Raw genomic sequence first — 14,705 nt, forward strand, 5'->3', positions numbered from 1 at the left:
CAATTCTCAGCATTTAGCGTTAACTGCCCGCAAAACCTTGCTTGCCACCCGGCATTGCGCTGACGATGAATTTCTTCGTTCGTAAGCGCAAAAAGGCTGACGGGGAATCCCCGCCAGCCTACAGCGCTATCGCAGTCTATTACTTGACTTCGACTTCTGCGCCGGCTTCGATCAGCTTCTTAGCGAAACCGTCTGCGTCAGCCTTCGACACGCCTTCCTTAACCGGCTTCGGTGCGCCGTCAACCAGGTCCTTCGCTTCCTTCAGGCCCAGACCCGTGATTTCACGGACTGCCTTAATGGCGCTAACCTTGTTTGCGCCAGCTGCCTTCAGGATAACGTCGAATTCGGTTTGCTCTTCAGCAACAGCAGCTGCACCGCCGCCTGCCGGGCCAGCCACTGCCATCGCAGCTGCCGACACGCCGAACTTCTCTTCGAACGCCTTGACCAGGTCGTTCAGTTCCAGAACCGTCAGATTACCAACGGCTTCGAGGATGTCTTCTTTCGAGATTGCCATGATACGTAAAACCTTTTGAATGGATTGTGCGAAATACGGTGCGGGTTAGACCACACCATGGATCACTGCGGTAACGCCTGGATCTCGACGAGACCCGGCGCGCCTGAACAATGTCGTTCCGATGCCTTATTCGGCAGCCGGAGCTTCGGCCGGGGTGTCGGCTGCTGCTTCCGCAGCTGCCGGCGCGCCTTCGGCGTTCTTCGCAGCCAGTGCTGCCAGGCCACGTGCAAATGCCGAAACCGGCGCTTGCATGACACCCAACAACTGAGCCAGCAGAACTTCGCGGCTCGGGATAGCGGCCAGCGCTTGCACGCCCGCCTTATCCAGCACTTGACCCTCGAACGAACCCGAGCGGATCACCAACTTGTCATTGCTCTTTGCGAAGTCACTGATGACCTTCGCAGCGGCTACGGCATCTTCGGATACGCTATAAATCAGCGGACCCGTCATCTGCTCAGCCAGCGGAGCGAACGGCGTACCTTCGACGGCGCGGCGCGCCAACGTGTTCTTCAACACGCGCAGGTAAACCTTTTGCTCCCGCGCTTGCGCGCGCAGCTTCGTCAGATCGCCAACCGCAATGCCGCGATATTCAGCCAGCACGATGGACTGAGCCTTCGCAACTTGTGCGACGACTTCAGCCACAACGGCTTGCTTATCTTCCCTATTGAGTGGCACGGTTAAAACTCCTGATTCGATACACCACCGCCAACCGGGTTTCCCCGGCCTTGGAGGCATTCAACAACGGCGTCCGGCGGTTAGGAGCATTTCAAACGGGCCGCTCAACAACACGACATCCGCAATCCATCCTGCAAAACGTTTCGGGTTCGCCATCTGCGTTGGGGATTAAGGCCTATATCCTTACAGGGACTAGGGCCACCAACGGTCTTTGACAACCGGATTTCAAACAGTCTTTCCGTCCGAAATCCGCCCCAAAGCTCTAAAACCGTGACCGCACCCAACATGCAGTCCCGGCAATCCTTATTTTACTGCGCAGTCAAAGTCGACTGGTCAACGCGGATACCGCCGCCTTGGGTGCTCGACAACGCAACCTTACGGACATAGATACCCTTGCTCGTTGCCGGCTTCAGCTTTTGCAGGCCGTCCAGCAGGGCCAGCAAGTTTTGCTTCAGCGCAGCCGGTTCGAACGACGCGCGGCCGATCGTACCGTGAATGATGCCTGCCTTGTCGACGCGGAACTGGACTTGACCAGCCTTTGCATTCTTGACTGCCGTTACGACGTCCGGCGTCACCGTACCCACCTTCGGGTTCGGCATCAAGCCGCGCGGTCCCAGGATCTGACCCAGGGTACCGACGATACGCATCATGTCCGGCGAGGCGATGACGACGTCGAAATCCATGACGCCGCCCTTGATTTGCTCGGCCAGGTCTTCCGCACCGACGATGTCGGCACCAGCAGCCTTAGCTTGCTCGGCCTTTTCGCCTTGTGCGAACACCGCTACGCGGACCGACTTACCGGTACCAGCCGGCAGCACGACTGCGCCGCGAACCACTTGGTCCGACTTCTTCGCGTCCACGCCCAACTGCACTGCCACGTCGACGGACTCGTCGAACTTCGACGTCGCTGTCTTCTTGACCAGATCCAGCGCTTCGCCGATCGGGTAGGCCTTGGTACGGTCGATCAGCTTCGCGAGAGCCTGTTGACGCTTCGAGATCTTAGCCATTTACAGACCCTCCACCGTGATGCCCATCGAACGGGCGCTGCCAGCCACCGTACGCACGGCCGCATCCAGATCGGCTGCGGTCAGGTCGGGCGACTTGGTCTTTGCGATTTCTTCTGCTTGTGCGCGGGTGATCGAGCCTACCTTGTCGGTATGCGGCTTCGGGGAACCCTTTTGCACGCCAGCTGCCTTCTTGATCAGCACAGTCGCCGGCGGCGTCTTCAGAACGAACGTGAAGCTCTTGTCCGCGAAGGCCGTGATGACGACCGGCGTCGGCAGACCCGGCTCCAAACCCTGCGTGGCGGCATTGAACGCCTTGCAGAATTCCATGATGTTCAGGCCGCGTTGGCCCAATGCCGGACCGACGGGCGGCGACGGGTTGGCCTTGCCTGCAGGGATCTGCAGCTTGATAAAGCCAATGATCTTCTTTGCCATTTCTTACCTCATAAGGGCGGCATTGCCACCCGTGAGTGATAACGCGCCGCGCACCGCACAAACGGTTAAGGAGCGGTACTGGCCGCCCCTTTCCGCTGCGCATCGACGCGGCGCTCCTCGATGAAGCGGTGCCAGGCACCGCTCCTGCTTTGCCCCTCGACATCTACTGCGAGGGACGTGGGACCCGCCGAGCGCCCGATACTGCTTAGACCTTCTCGACTTGCCCGAATTCCAACTCGACCGGCGTCGCGCGGCCGAAGATGGTAACAGAGACGCGCACACGCGCTTTTTCGCCGTTGACATCTTCGACGGTGCCATTGAAGTCCGTGAAAGGACCGTCTTTGACACGCACCGTTTCGCCGATCTCGAACAACACCTTGGGACGCGTGTGCTCGGAACCTTCTTGCACCAGAGCCAGCAACTTGTCGACTTCACGCTGCGGCAGCGCCATCGGCTTGTTGCCCGTCCCACCGATGAAGCCGGTGACCTTTTGCGTGTTCTTCACCAAATGCCATGTCTCGTCGTCCATTTCCATCTCGACGAAGATATAGCTGGGGAACAAACGACGCTGGACGACCATCTTCTTGCCGTCCTTCGTTTCCGACACATTTTCGGTCGGCACCAACGTGCGCCCGAACTTGTCGCTCATACCTTGCTGCTCGACCCGCTCTTGCAGCGCGCGCTGCACGGTCTTTTCCATGCTGGAATAGACTTGGACCGTGTACCAGCGCTTCTTGGAGCTGGCCGCAGCGGCACCCCCTTCGGGCGTTGTCGTTTCGCTCATCTCATCTCCACCCAAGAATCACTGAAAAAATCAGCCATTCTATCGTCTTGTCGGTACACCAGAGGTAAATCGCCATGACAACGACAAAACCGAATACGATCAGTGTGGTCTGCCCTGCTTCCTTGCGCGACGGCCACACGACCTTGCGCACTTCACGATAGGCATCTTTCGAGAAACCGACAAACGTTTTGCCCAGTCCGGAGAACGACGCTGCAACCGCGCCCCCGGCGATCAACACCAGCAGAACGATTGTACGGATAGCGAGATTCTGGCTGCCGAGCAAATAAAATGCCGCAATGCCGACGAGGACCAATACGACAGCCAGCGCCAGCATCAGCTTGTCGCTGGTCGTATTGACCGTTTCCACGGGAGGATTCGCCATAAGACCTTGGTGGCACTCGCCAGAAGGGCGAGTGCACGAATGTGGCAGGGGCAGAGGGAATCGAACCCCCAACCTTCGGTTTTGGAGACCGACGCTCTGCCAGTTGAGCTATACCCCTAAAACCATACAGGGCAGACCTTGCAAGCCCGCCCCTGAAACTACGCTTTCACAGCCCGAACCACCGAAGCGATCTCGACAGGGTGGCGTTACCACCCCTCTGGCAATCCCGCTTTCGCGAGAATCGAGATTTACTTCGTGATCGTCGCCACAACGCCGGCGCCGACGGTACGGCCGCCTTCGCGGATTGCGAAACGCAGACCTTCTTCCATCGCGATCGGAGCGATCAACTTCACCGAGATCGACACGTTGTCGCCCGGCATGACCATTTCCTTACCTTCCGGCAGCGAAATCGAGCCCGTCACGTCCGTCGTACGGAAGTAGAACTGCGGACGGTAGTTGTTGAAGAACGGCGTGTGACGGCCGCCTTCGTCCTTGCTCAACACGTACACTTCTGCCGTGAAGTCCGTGTGCGGCTTGATCGAGCCCGGCTTCGCCAGAACTTGACCGCGCTGCACGTCTTCGCGCTTCGTACCACGCACCAGCACGCCAACGTTGTCGCCTGCTTGACCTTGGTCCAGCAGCTTGCGGAACATTTCAACGCCCGTCACCGTCGTCTTTTGCGTATCGCGCAGACCAACGATTTCGACTTCTTCGCCAACCTTGATGATGCCGCGCTCAACACGACCCGTCACCACCGTACCGCGACCCGAGATCGAGAACACGTCTTCCACCGGCATCAGGAACGTACCGTCAATCGCACGCTCCGGTTGCGGGATGTACGTGTCCAGCGCTTCTGCCAATGCCAGAATCGCCACTTCGCCCAGCTCGCCCGTGTCGCCTTCCAGCGCCAGCTTTGCCGAACCCTTGATGATCGGCGTGTCGTCGCCCGGGAAGTCGTACTTCGAGAGCAACTCGCGCACTTCCATTTCCACCAGCTCGAGCAGCTCGGCGTCGTCAACCATGTCTGCCTTGTTCAGGAAGACGATGATGTACGGCACGCCAACCTGACGCGACAGCAGAATGTGCTCACGCGTTTGCGGCATCGGACCGTCCGCGGCCGAACACACCAGGATCGCGCCGTCCATCTGCGCTGCGCCCGTGATCATGTTCTTCACGTAGTCGGCGTGGCCCGGGCAGTCAACGTGTGCGTAGTGGCGGTTAGCCGTTTCGTACTCGACGTGCGCCGTGTTGATCGTGATACCACGTGCCTTTTCTTCCGGTGCCGCGTCGATCTGGTCGTAGGCCTTCGCCTCACCACCAAACTTCTTCGACAGAACCGTTGCAATCGCCGCCGTCAGCGTCGTCTTGCCGTGGTCAACGTGACCGATCGTGCCCACGTTCACGTGCGGCTTGGTACGTTCAAACTTGCCTTTAGCCATTGTCGACTCCTAAACAGGACTATTCATCCGTTGCGCCGCGCGCAAACACACTGATCAGCTTACTTTACTGGTGCCCATGGGCAGGATCGAACTGCCGACCTCTCCCTTACCAAGGGAGTGCTCTGCCACTGAGCCACATGGGCGAAACCGGCACAAAACAAAAACTAAAAACGCACAACACCTGGAGCGGGTGAAGGGAATCGAACCCTCGTCGTAAGCTTGGAAGGCTTCTGCTCTACCATTGAGCTACACCCGCGGATTCAGTACTTCTTGAATTCCTTCGCCTGCTTTACTGCTGCGCTGCGAGCCACACGGAACGACTTCGACACATGTCGCGAGACTTCTTTTCGCGCCATCCGCCGGGCCATTCCGGTGAATCGACTTGAATTCTGGTGGAGGAGATTGGATTCGAACCAATGTAGGCGTAAGCCAACAGATTTACAGTCTGCCCCCTTTAGCCACTCGGGCACCCCTCCGCAGAGAATTCGAGATTATGGAGATGCTTCGAGGGGTTGTCAACAGTTTTCTGCCCTAATCCGTTAATCGGCTTTTCGGCCCACATTGCGGGACACGTCAGGGCGCGCCGATGCATGATTCGCCCGCAAGGAGCGGCGCATCACGCATCGGCATCGCCCGCAGTCAGCGTTGCCCCGTCAGTCGCTGGAATAACGTCCGGCGCGGTCGCGGCCCCACGCGCTCGAAAATGACGTTGAAGAGCCGGCGATAGCGCTGTGGCGGGCAGCGCAGGGCTTCCACGCCGTGCCACGCCTCGGCCGTATTTTTAAAGAGAAAACTGCGATTGTCGCGAATGTCGACGTCCGTCACCGTACCGAAGTCGGCAATATCGGGATTTTTCCGTTTGACCTTTTTGTCGCCGAGCACAAGGATGCTGCCGCCCCATTCGGGGGACCAGTCCTCCGACGTATTGAAGTAGAAAATGTGCGTGCCGAGCTTCTTGTCCGTGTCTCGGTGCGGCGACACTTCCGAGCCCTCGAAGCCCACGTGCCACGCGAAACGCACCGTCATTGCTTGCGCGCCAAATGCGCGCTCGACGAAGGCCTGGTAGCACTGGCTCGCGCGTATCTCCTCTATGAAGGCTTGCCAAGGCTCCGGGAGATCGGGCAGATCGACGACGCCAGGGCGACGCTCCCGCTGCGACGTTCCGGCATTTTGCAGCGCGTTGGCGGGCGGCGGCGCATCCCCCGGCGCCATTTCGCTATCGCCGGCATCCAGGCCGTATACGCCCGGGGTGGCCGTCTCGCCGCGGTAGATATTTCGCTCGAAGGCCAGGTAATACCGGTCATGCGGGCGCTGGTGATCGGCCCGTTCGATTCCGCGATGCGCGTCGAAAAGCGCAACCGATGGAAACGTTTCAAGCAATGCGGCAAACCGCTCCGGCCGCAAGACGTGCTCTAAAGCCTGCCAGGGAAACGGCGCTCTATTTGAGAAAGCGCCTGCATCGAAGCCATCCAACACACCGTCGTTAAAGAAATCGGACACGAAACCGCCCCTCCTCGTTCGCTGCCTGGACCGATCGGAAATCGGACACGATCGCCAATCATACAAAGCATCTCGAAATGGCGCAGCGCGACCGCTCCGTTCCGCGCGGATGCATTGGCGCACCGCGATGCCGCCCGGCGGGCCGCCCTAACCCAACCGCTCTCGCAGTTGGTAAAACAGGGCCCCGGCGGCCAGCACCGGACCGGCAAGCAGATCGGGACAGGGCAAACGCCAATGCCGGCATTGGGCGAACGCGTCGAATCGCGTCATCTGGCCATATATCGCGTGGGCGACGATCTCGGCCAGAACATGGGATGAGGCAATGCCGTGGCCGGAATAACCCTGGCAATACCAGACATTGCCGCCAACGCGGCCAAGCTGCGGTATGCGATTGAGCACGCCCCCCATGGCGCAGCGCCACGCGTAAGGCAGCGCCACCTTGCGCAGCAGGGGATAGGTCGCCGTGATATGCGACCGTAATTCCTCGGCAACGTCGAACCGCGCGTCCCCGAGATAATGCGCACCACCGCCGAATACGAGTCTGCCGTCGGTGGACAGTCGATGATAGTCGAGGACTAAACGGGTGTCGTATAGACTCAAATCCTCGGGATTGATCCGCGCAGCCAGGGGCCCCAATGGCGCACTGGCGACGATTCCGCCGTACACCGGAAAGATCATTCCTCGCAGTTGGCGCGGCAGCAAGCGATGCGCGACATCGCTGGCGACCACGACGTGATCGCATCGGATCCGCGCGCCATCCAACACCACCTCGGGTTGCGGGCCGGCGAGGATATCTCGAACCGGAGAAACCTCCCGAATATCCACGCCGAGCGAGCGGGCCGCCCGCGCCTCTCCGAGGCACAGATTCAGCGGATGCAAGTGCATATTGCGGCGATTCAGCAATCCGCCGTGAAATCGCGGCGTTGCGATTCGCGCGTGCACATCGTCCCGATCGAGAAGCTTTACGCTGTCGCCCAGGCCGTCTCGCTGCGCCTGCGTGTAGGCTCGCGCGAGCGCGGCTTTGTCGGCAGGTCGATAGGCGAGCATCAAGTGCCCGTATTTGAGGTCACACGCAATGCCGTAGCGTGCGATGCGCTGTTCGATGAGCTGATGTCCACGCCACCGTATATCGCGCATGAATGGGTCGAACTCACTGCCGAGGTGCCGCGCCATTTGCCGACGCATTGCGGCATCGCCCGACAGGCAACCCGTCACCTGCCCGCCGTTGCGGCCACTCGCACCTGCGCCCACACGCCCTTGTTCGACGAGAACGACGCGCATGCCGCGCTCCGCCAATTCGATCGCGACCGACAGTCCTGTGAAGCCCGCGCCGACGACAACGACATCGGTGCGAACGTCACCGCGCAACGGCGCGGGCGGCGCATGCTCGACTTCGTTGCGCGTGGCATCGTAGAACGTGCCGTTTGTCGGCTCTGCGGGCACGGGGCGCATCACATCCGGCTCTGGGTCATGACGCGGTCAGGCCTGCACCAGGTAACGACGCCAGTCTTTTTCCGATACCTCGTCGTGATAGGCTTGCCGCTCGGCCGTTTTGATCGCGTGATACAAGTCCACGAATCGATCGCCGAACATGCTGCGGGCCCATTGAGAGCGATGCCATTTATCGAGCGCCGACGCCCAATCCATCGGTAGCGCCGGCGCGTCCTGTGCAGTAGTCTGCGCGTTCCCTTCGACCGGCATACAAGGCAGTTCTCCCGCCTCCAGGCCCGACAACATCCCCGCTAATACTGCCGCCGCGACCAAGTACGGATTCGCATCGGCGCCGGAAACGGGATGCTCGATATGGCGGCTAAGCGCAGGCCCTGCCGGTACGCGTACCGCCACGGTGCGGTTATTGATTCCCCACGTCGCGGCCGTCGGAACGAAGCTCATCGGCTTGAAGCGCGCGTAGGAATTGGCATTGGGACAAAACACCAGGAAGGCTTCGCCCAGCTTGTCCAACAGGCCCGCGACGGCATGTCGAAGTAGTGGCGACCCGGCGGGATCCGGGTCGGCGAAAAGATTGTTCCCAGCGTTATCGACCAAGCTGACATACATATGCAACCCCGACCCTGCCTGCTTCGCAAACGGCTTGGCCATGAACGTGGCCTCCATGCCATGCTGCTGCGCGACGAGCTTGACCAAGCGCTTATACCGGATGGCCTGATCGATCGCCGTCAGCGCGTCGCCATGCGCCAGCGCGATCTCCATCTGGCCCGGCGCGCCTTCTGAAATCGTCGCGCGAGCCGGCACCTGTTGCGCCTCACATGCCGCGTACAACGATGCGAGGAAAGGCTCGATTTGATGCAACTCCCTTATGCCATACACCTCGCTATCCTCGGGGCGTCGACCGTTGGCGTGGCGCGCGGGCAGCGGTGCGCCACGGGCATCGGCAATAGGATCGAGGATAGAATTCGAGTTCTGCAGCCATCACCGGAAAGACCCCGCGCTGCTGCAGCCGCGCGATGATTTCGGTCAGAAGATAACGGGGGTCTGCATGACACATCTCCGAAGCCCCCTCACGATCGAGCGCGACCTGTACCGACGCGCAGGTCAACTCGTCGATGGCGGCTCGCGCGTGTGGCGCGCGCGCACTGGCATCGACCTCCAAGGGTCTTCGCGACGAGGGCATCCGCCATAGGGCGCCCTGCAAGGGATAGACCGATACGTCGGCGTCGCCGATCTCCCAAGCCAGTCCCGACGCATCGACGTTGTCGCCCCACAGCGTCAAGCCAAACAACGTGCTTGGGAGCGGCCGGCCCGACTCGTACACCGCCATTAATTCGTCGCGATGCAACAGCTTTCCGCGCGGCACGCCATTGGCGTCGATGACGAATAGTTCGATCCATTTAATGTCGGGATGCGCCACCATGAAGGCTTGCGCCTCCTTGACTGTCCCGCGTTGGCTTCTCGGACCGAACATGGACGGCTCTCACGGTGAACGTCAAACGACGAAGAAATATTGCCTCGAACTCACACGACGGAGCACAGCCACAGGCATGAGGTCAACCCGGTCTGTCGAGTCCAGATGCATTGTCGATGGACTGAAGTCCATTCAGATCGGTACCGCACGCGACGAACGTCGCGGTGACGCTCATCGCCTGGTTCGTTTGCGCTAGCGCGTTCGAAATGTGGGCGTGAAATGCCCGCGGATCGATCGGGCTGCCGGGCTGCCCCAGGGCCGGGCTGGCCACATAAACGTCAACGAAAACGCACCGTCCGCGTAACTGCGCGCGATAGTGCATGCCTGACATACCGTGCGGGGCCACGCCACGAAGCGCGCTCCGCACCCGATCGTCGAGCGCGACCGGCGTCACACCGATAAGAGGGCCTCCCATGCCGCACAACACGCGGCACAGACTCTTTCCTAGCCAGACTGTCAGCACCAGCGTGAGCAGCGCGTCCATCCTCCCGATGACCCAGTCGAACAAGCCTTCGGATCGCGTTCCCCAAATGTGCATGCCAGCGATCAGCAACGCAGCAAGCAGCAAGCAGCAAACAGCAAACCAAGATTAAGCGTTGAAGAGACGTTCCAACTCCACACATCCACCTCGACGAGCGCGGAGCGCACGGTGCGGTTCTGGTGCGCCATATAGCGGCACCATCCCTGCGACCACACCCCGACCACGGCGGCATCCAGTAGCGCCGCGCGAAACGCAAAATCGGACTATTGAAAACGACGACTTGCGGGACGACGGATGAACCCTGCGACGTAAAAAGACGCCAATATCAACGCCACGTCGCACCCATTGATCAAGCCATCTACGCGAACGGCGCTCAATTGCCGGGTGTACCCGAACCACATCTCGAATAGCGCCATCGCGCAGGTGGCAAAGCACGATTGGAGTAGGAGACGACGCTCGAGAGACATCCCGCACTCCGTATGTCATCAATGCCCAAATTGTATTCTTCGAAAATGGCGCAGACGACAAACTGTGCGGGCCGCCGACATCAATTTCGGCAGCAACCGTTGCCTTGGAGTCGCACGGTACGGGCGCGGTGCTGGGCGTGCGGCGATACGCCCCCGGAAATGAAGCGCCGCCGTTTTCATGTGATCTGTTGTGCCATGGGGCTAGCGTCGATATCAACGATGTGATCCGATGCGATGTCACCGCTCTATCCGCCGCACGCGCGTCTTCAGTGCGTCAGAAGTGCGCTGAGACTTACGAGTAGGTCGGATCTAACAAGCCGCAGTGTTCAAGCGATGGCTTCGCGCGGACACGTACCGCGTATTCCCGCTCGAATCGACTAGGAACGAAGCACCCTCACGCAGGAATTTCCAATGCGCGCGAGGTCGCGGCGAGAGGGTGGTCTAGCCAAAGCATTCAGGAACGCTTTTAAGGGGCGAGAGAGGGGGACGCGAAAGCATTGGTACTTTGACGCATCCCTTCGTGTGCGAGGGCGCCACCGGGCCGATTAAGCCGCATCGCGCGCTTGACTGATGACAAGCCACTTGCGCACAGCGACCGCAGCGCGAGATACTGGCCGATGTTTTGGCTAAACGCGGTGCGTAAGCGCCGCGCGCCGCGCTGACGTCGGGTCGCGCGAGGCGGGTAAGGTGGTGGCGTGTGGCGTAGTACAAAGCCAAACGCCCCGTGCACGGGTTAAGGTGTCACGGGGCGTCTGGTTACAGCGTAGGGAGCCTGACGATTACCTACTTTCACACGGGCAATCCGCACTATCATTGGCGTGGAGTCGTTTCACGGTCCTGTTCGGGATGGGAAGGGGTGGGACCGACTCGCTATGGTCATCAGGCAAAGGGGTTGTGCTGCTGACGTTTAAAGCTCAACAACACCAATCTGGAAGAAGTTCATCTCGGTACGACTCTTGGGTTGAGCGTGTATCGGGCACATTCACCGATAATCTCACCTAGCGCGTCTGGCTGCGTCACACTTCACATGTGCCGTCTCACGTCCAAACGTACTGGTTATAGGATCAAGCCTCACGGGCAATTAGTACTGGTTAGCTAAGGACATTACTGTCCGTACACACCCAGCCTATCAACGTCCTGGTCTCGAACGACCCTACAGGGGAATCAAGTTCCCAGGGATATCTCATCTTAAGGCGAGTTTCCCGCTTAGATGCTTTCAGCGGTTATCTCTTCCGAACATAGCTACCCGGCGATGCCACTGGCGTGACAACCGGTACACCAGAGGTTCGTCCACTCCGGTCCTCTCGTACTAGGAGCAGCCCCCTTCAAATATCCAACGCCCACGGCAGATAGGGACCAAACTGTCTCACGACGTTTTAAACCCAGCTCACGTACCTCTTTAAATGGCGAACAGCCATACCCTTGGGACCGGCTACAGCCCCAGGATGAGATGAGCCGACATCGAGGTGCCAAACACCGCCGTCGATATGAACTCTTGGGCGGTATCAGCCTGTTATCCCCAGAGTACCTTTTATCCGTTGAGCGATGGCCCTTCCATACAGAACCACCGGATCACTATGACCTGCTTTCGCACCTGCTCGACTTGTGGGTCTCGCAGTTAAGCACGCTTATGCCATTGCACTATGAGCACGATTTCCGACCGTACTTAGCGTACCTTCGTACTCCTCCGTTACACTTTGGGAGGAGACCGCCCCAGTCAAACTGCCTACCATGCACTGTTCCCAATCCCGATTCAGGGACCAAGGTTAGAACCGCAAACAAACCAGGGTGGTATTTCAAGGTTGGCTCCAACAGAACTGGCGTCCCGTCTTCATAGCCTCCCACCTATCCTACACAGATTTGTTCACAATCCAATGCAAAGCTACAGTAAAGGTTCATGGGGTCTTTCCGTCTAGCCGCGGGGAGATTGCATCATCACAAACACTTCAACTTCGCTGAGTCTCGGGAGGAGACAGTGTGGCCATCGTTACGCCATTCGTGCAGGTCGGAACTTACCCGACAAGGAATTTCGCTACCTTAGGACCGTTATAGTTACGGCCGCCGTTTACCGGGACTTCAATCAAGAGCTTGCACCCCATCATTTAATCTTCCGGCACCGGGCAGGCGTCACACCCTATACGTCCACTTTCGTGTTTGCAGAGTGCTGTGTTTTTATTAAACAGTCGCAGCCACCAGTTTATTGCAACCCCTTCACCCTCCTGGCGCAGGCCAGTCAAGCTACAAGGGCGTACCTTATCCCGAAGTTACGGTACCAATTTGCCGAGTTCCTTCTCCCGAGTTCTCTCAAGCGCCTTAGAATACTCATCTCGCCCACCTGTGTCGGTTTGCGGTACGGTCTTGTTAAACTGAAGCTTAGAGGCTTTTCTTGGGACCACTTCCAATTGCTTCGCGCCTAAGCGCTCGCCTCGTACCCTTGAATTCCGCGCCCGGATTTGCCTAAGCGCCTTCTCCAATACAAGGACCGGGACTTCCAACACCCGGACAACCTTCCGCGATCCGTCCCCCCATCGCATTTAACAATGGTGCAGGAATATTAACCTGCTTCCCATCAGCTACGCATTTCTGCCTCGCCTTAGGGGCCGACTCACCCTACGCCGATGAACGTTGCGTAGGAAACCTTGGGCTTACGGCGAGGGGGCTTTTCACCCCCTTTATCGCTACTCATGTCAGCATTCGCACTTCTGATACCTCCAGCATCCTTCTCAAGACACCTTCACAGGCTTACAGAACGCTCTCCTACCATGCACAATAAATTGTGCATCCGCAGCTTCGGTATATAGCTTAGCCCCGTTACATCTTCCGCGCAGGACGACTCGATCAGTGAGCTATTACGCTTTCTTTAAAGGATGGCTGCTTCTAAGCCAACCTCCTGACTGTTTTAGCCTTCCCACTTCGTTTCCCACTTAGCTATATTTGGGGACCTTAGCTGGCGGTCTGGGTTGTTTCCCTCTTGACACCGGACGTTAGCACCCGATGTCTGTCTCCCGTGATTGCACTCTTCGGTATTCGGAGTTTGCTATGACGAAGTAATCCGCAATGGACCCAACAATCATTACAGTGCTCTACCCCCGAAGGTGATACACGAGGCACTACCTAAATAGTTTTCGGAGAGAACCAGCTATTTCCAGACTTGTTTAGCCTTTCACCCCTATCCACAGCTCATCCCCTAATTTTTCAACATTAGTGGGTTCGGACCTCCAGTACGTGTTACCGCACCTTCATCCTGGCCATGGATAGATCGTCTGGTTTCGGGTCTACGCCCAGCAACTAAAGCGCCCTATTCGGACTCGCTTTCGCTACGCCTTCCCTAGTCGGTTAAGCTTGCTACTGAACGTAAGTCGCTGACCCATTATACAAAAGGTACGCAGTCACCCCACAAGGAGGCTCCTACTGTTTGTATGCATGCGGTTTCAGGATCTATTTCACTCCCCTCCCGGGGTTCTTTTCGCCTTTCCCTCACGGTACTGGTTCACTATCGGTCGATTACGAGTATTTAGCCTTGGAGGATGGTCCCCCCATATTCAGACAGGATTTCACGTGTCCCGCCCTACTTGTCGTACCCCTAGTTCCACACATCAGTTTTCGCATACAGGGCTATCACCTGCTACGGCCGCACTTTCCAGAGCGTTCTGCTAACTGTCATGCTAAAAGGTACAAGGCTCTTCCCATTTCGCTCGCCACTACTTTGGGAATCTCGGTTGATTTCTTTTCCTGCAGCTACTTAGATGTTTCAGTTCACTGCGTTCGCCCCACATGACCTATGTATTCAGTCATGGGTACTCCATTAGGAGTGGGTTTCCCCATTCGGACATCTCCGGATCAAAGCTTGTTTGCCAGCTCCCCGAAGCTTTTCGCAGGCTACCGCGTCCTTCATCGCCTGTAATCGCCAAGGCATCCACCACATGCACTTATTCGCTTGACCCTATAACGAGTACGTCTGCATCGCTGCACACGTCGCGCTATAGGTGAGTATCGGTATTTGTGCCGTATTCCAAATTCTTGTGTGCCTCTCTCAAGACACACTGCTTTGAGATACTTCTCGATACAATCTCAACCCAAATTTTGTGACACCACACACAC

General features: G+C 58.4%; 12 protein-coding genes, 4 tRNA genes and 2 rRNA genes. All 18 read right to left on the reverse strand.

Going from position 1 to position 14,705, the window contains the following annotated elements; all coding sequences use genetic code 11:
* Nucleotides 1-139 precede the first annotated feature (139 nt).
* The 18 genes from rplL to ABEG21_RS14320 all read right to left on the reverse strand — a co-directional run bounded on the left by rplL (nucleotide 140) and on the right by ABEG21_RS14320 (nucleotide 14,547).
* On the reverse strand, nucleotides 140-514 hold the full coding sequence (gene rplL / locus ABEG21_RS14235) for a 50S ribosomal protein L7/L12 (protein WP_347555169.1): 375 nt from the start codon (nucleotides 512-514) through the stop codon (nucleotides 140-142).
* Nucleotides 515-640: 126 nt separating this feature from the next.
* Nucleotides 641-1,249, reverse strand: coding sequence for a 50S ribosomal protein L10 (gene rplJ / locus ABEG21_RS14240; protein ID WP_347555170.1), 609 nt, complete (start codon nucleotides 1,247-1,249; stop codon nucleotides 641-643).
* Nucleotides 1,250-1,497: 248 nt separating this feature from the next.
* The gene (gene rplA, locus ABEG21_RS14245) at nucleotides 1,498-2,196 is read right to left on the reverse strand and encodes a 50S ribosomal protein L1 (protein ID WP_347555171.1); all 699 of its coding nucleotides are present in this window, start codon (nucleotides 2,194-2,196) and stop codon (nucleotides 1,498-1,500) included.
* Nucleotides 2,197-2,628, reverse strand: a complete 432-nt coding sequence (rplK, locus tag ABEG21_RS14250) for a 50S ribosomal protein L11 (protein ID WP_347555172.1) — start codon at nucleotides 2,626-2,628, stop codon at nucleotides 2,197-2,199.
* A gap of 205 nt (nucleotides 2,629-2,833) precedes the next feature.
* Nucleotides 2,834-3,412, reverse strand: coding sequence for a transcription termination/antitermination protein NusG (gene nusG, locus ABEG21_RS14255; protein ID WP_347555173.1), 579 nt, complete (start codon nucleotides 3,410-3,412; stop codon nucleotides 2,834-2,836).
* A gap of 1 nt (nucleotide 3,413) precedes the next feature.
* On the reverse strand, nucleotides 3,414-3,794 hold the full coding sequence (gene secE / locus ABEG21_RS14260; RefSeq protein WP_347555174.1) for a preprotein translocase subunit SecE: 381 nt from the start codon (nucleotides 3,792-3,794) through the stop codon (nucleotides 3,414-3,416).
* A 42-nt stretch (nucleotides 3,795-3,836) separates the two neighbouring features.
* Nucleotides 3,837-3,912, reverse strand: a tRNA-Trp gene (locus ABEG21_RS14265).
* Between the two features lie 130 nt (nucleotides 3,913-4,042).
* Nucleotides 4,043-5,233, reverse strand: coding sequence for an elongation factor Tu (tuf, locus tag ABEG21_RS14270; protein ID WP_347555160.1), 1,191 nt, complete (start codon nucleotides 5,231-5,233; stop codon nucleotides 4,043-4,045).
* A 68-nt stretch (nucleotides 5,234-5,301) separates the two neighbouring features.
* Nucleotides 5,302-5,376: transfer RNA gene (locus ABEG21_RS14275), tRNA-Thr, on the reverse strand.
* Between the two features lie 39 nt (nucleotides 5,377-5,415).
* Nucleotides 5,416-5,489, reverse strand: a tRNA-Gly gene (locus ABEG21_RS14280).
* A gap of 134 nt (nucleotides 5,490-5,623) precedes the next feature.
* Nucleotides 5,624-5,709: transfer RNA gene (locus ABEG21_RS14285), tRNA-Tyr, on the reverse strand.
* Nucleotides 5,710-5,872: 163 nt separating this feature from the next.
* On the reverse strand, nucleotides 5,873-6,733 hold the full coding sequence (locus ABEG21_RS14290; RefSeq protein WP_347555175.1) for a 2OG-Fe(II) oxygenase: 861 nt from the start codon (nucleotides 6,731-6,733) through the stop codon (nucleotides 5,873-5,875).
* A gap of 147 nt (nucleotides 6,734-6,880) precedes the next feature.
* Nucleotides 6,881-8,185 (reverse strand): FAD-binding oxidoreductase, encoded by a 1,305-nt coding sequence (locus ABEG21_RS14295; protein WP_347556816.1) that lies wholly within the window; start codon nucleotides 8,183-8,185, stop codon nucleotides 6,881-6,883.
* A gap of 27 nt (nucleotides 8,186-8,212) precedes the next feature.
* The gene (locus ABEG21_RS14300; protein WP_347555176.1) at nucleotides 8,213-9,061 is read right to left on the reverse strand and encodes a hypothetical protein; all 849 of its coding nucleotides are present in this window, start codon (nucleotides 9,059-9,061) and stop codon (nucleotides 8,213-8,215) included.
* A gap of 4 nt (nucleotides 9,062-9,065) precedes the next feature.
* Nucleotides 9,066-9,656, reverse strand: a complete 591-nt coding sequence (locus ABEG21_RS14305) for a hypothetical protein (protein ID WP_347555177.1) — start codon at nucleotides 9,654-9,656, stop codon at nucleotides 9,066-9,068.
* A gap of 82 nt (nucleotides 9,657-9,738) precedes the next feature.
* The gene (locus ABEG21_RS14310) at nucleotides 9,739-10,194 is read right to left on the reverse strand and encodes a hypothetical protein (RefSeq protein ID WP_347555178.1); all 456 of its coding nucleotides are present in this window, start codon (nucleotides 10,192-10,194) and stop codon (nucleotides 9,739-9,741) included.
* Between the two features lie 1,180 nt (nucleotides 10,195-11,374).
* Nucleotides 11,375-11,488 (reverse strand): 5S ribosomal RNA (gene rrf / locus ABEG21_RS14315).
* Nucleotides 11,489-11,664: 176 nt separating this feature from the next.
* A 23S ribosomal RNA gene (locus ABEG21_RS14320) occupies nucleotides 11,665-14,547 on the reverse strand.
* Between the last annotated feature and the right edge of the window lie 158 nt (nucleotides 14,548-14,705).

Source organism: Robbsia sp. KACC 23696 (genome assembly GCF_039852015.1).
Taxonomy (GTDB): domain Bacteria; phylum Pseudomonadota; class Gammaproteobacteria; order Burkholderiales; family Burkholderiaceae; genus Robbsia.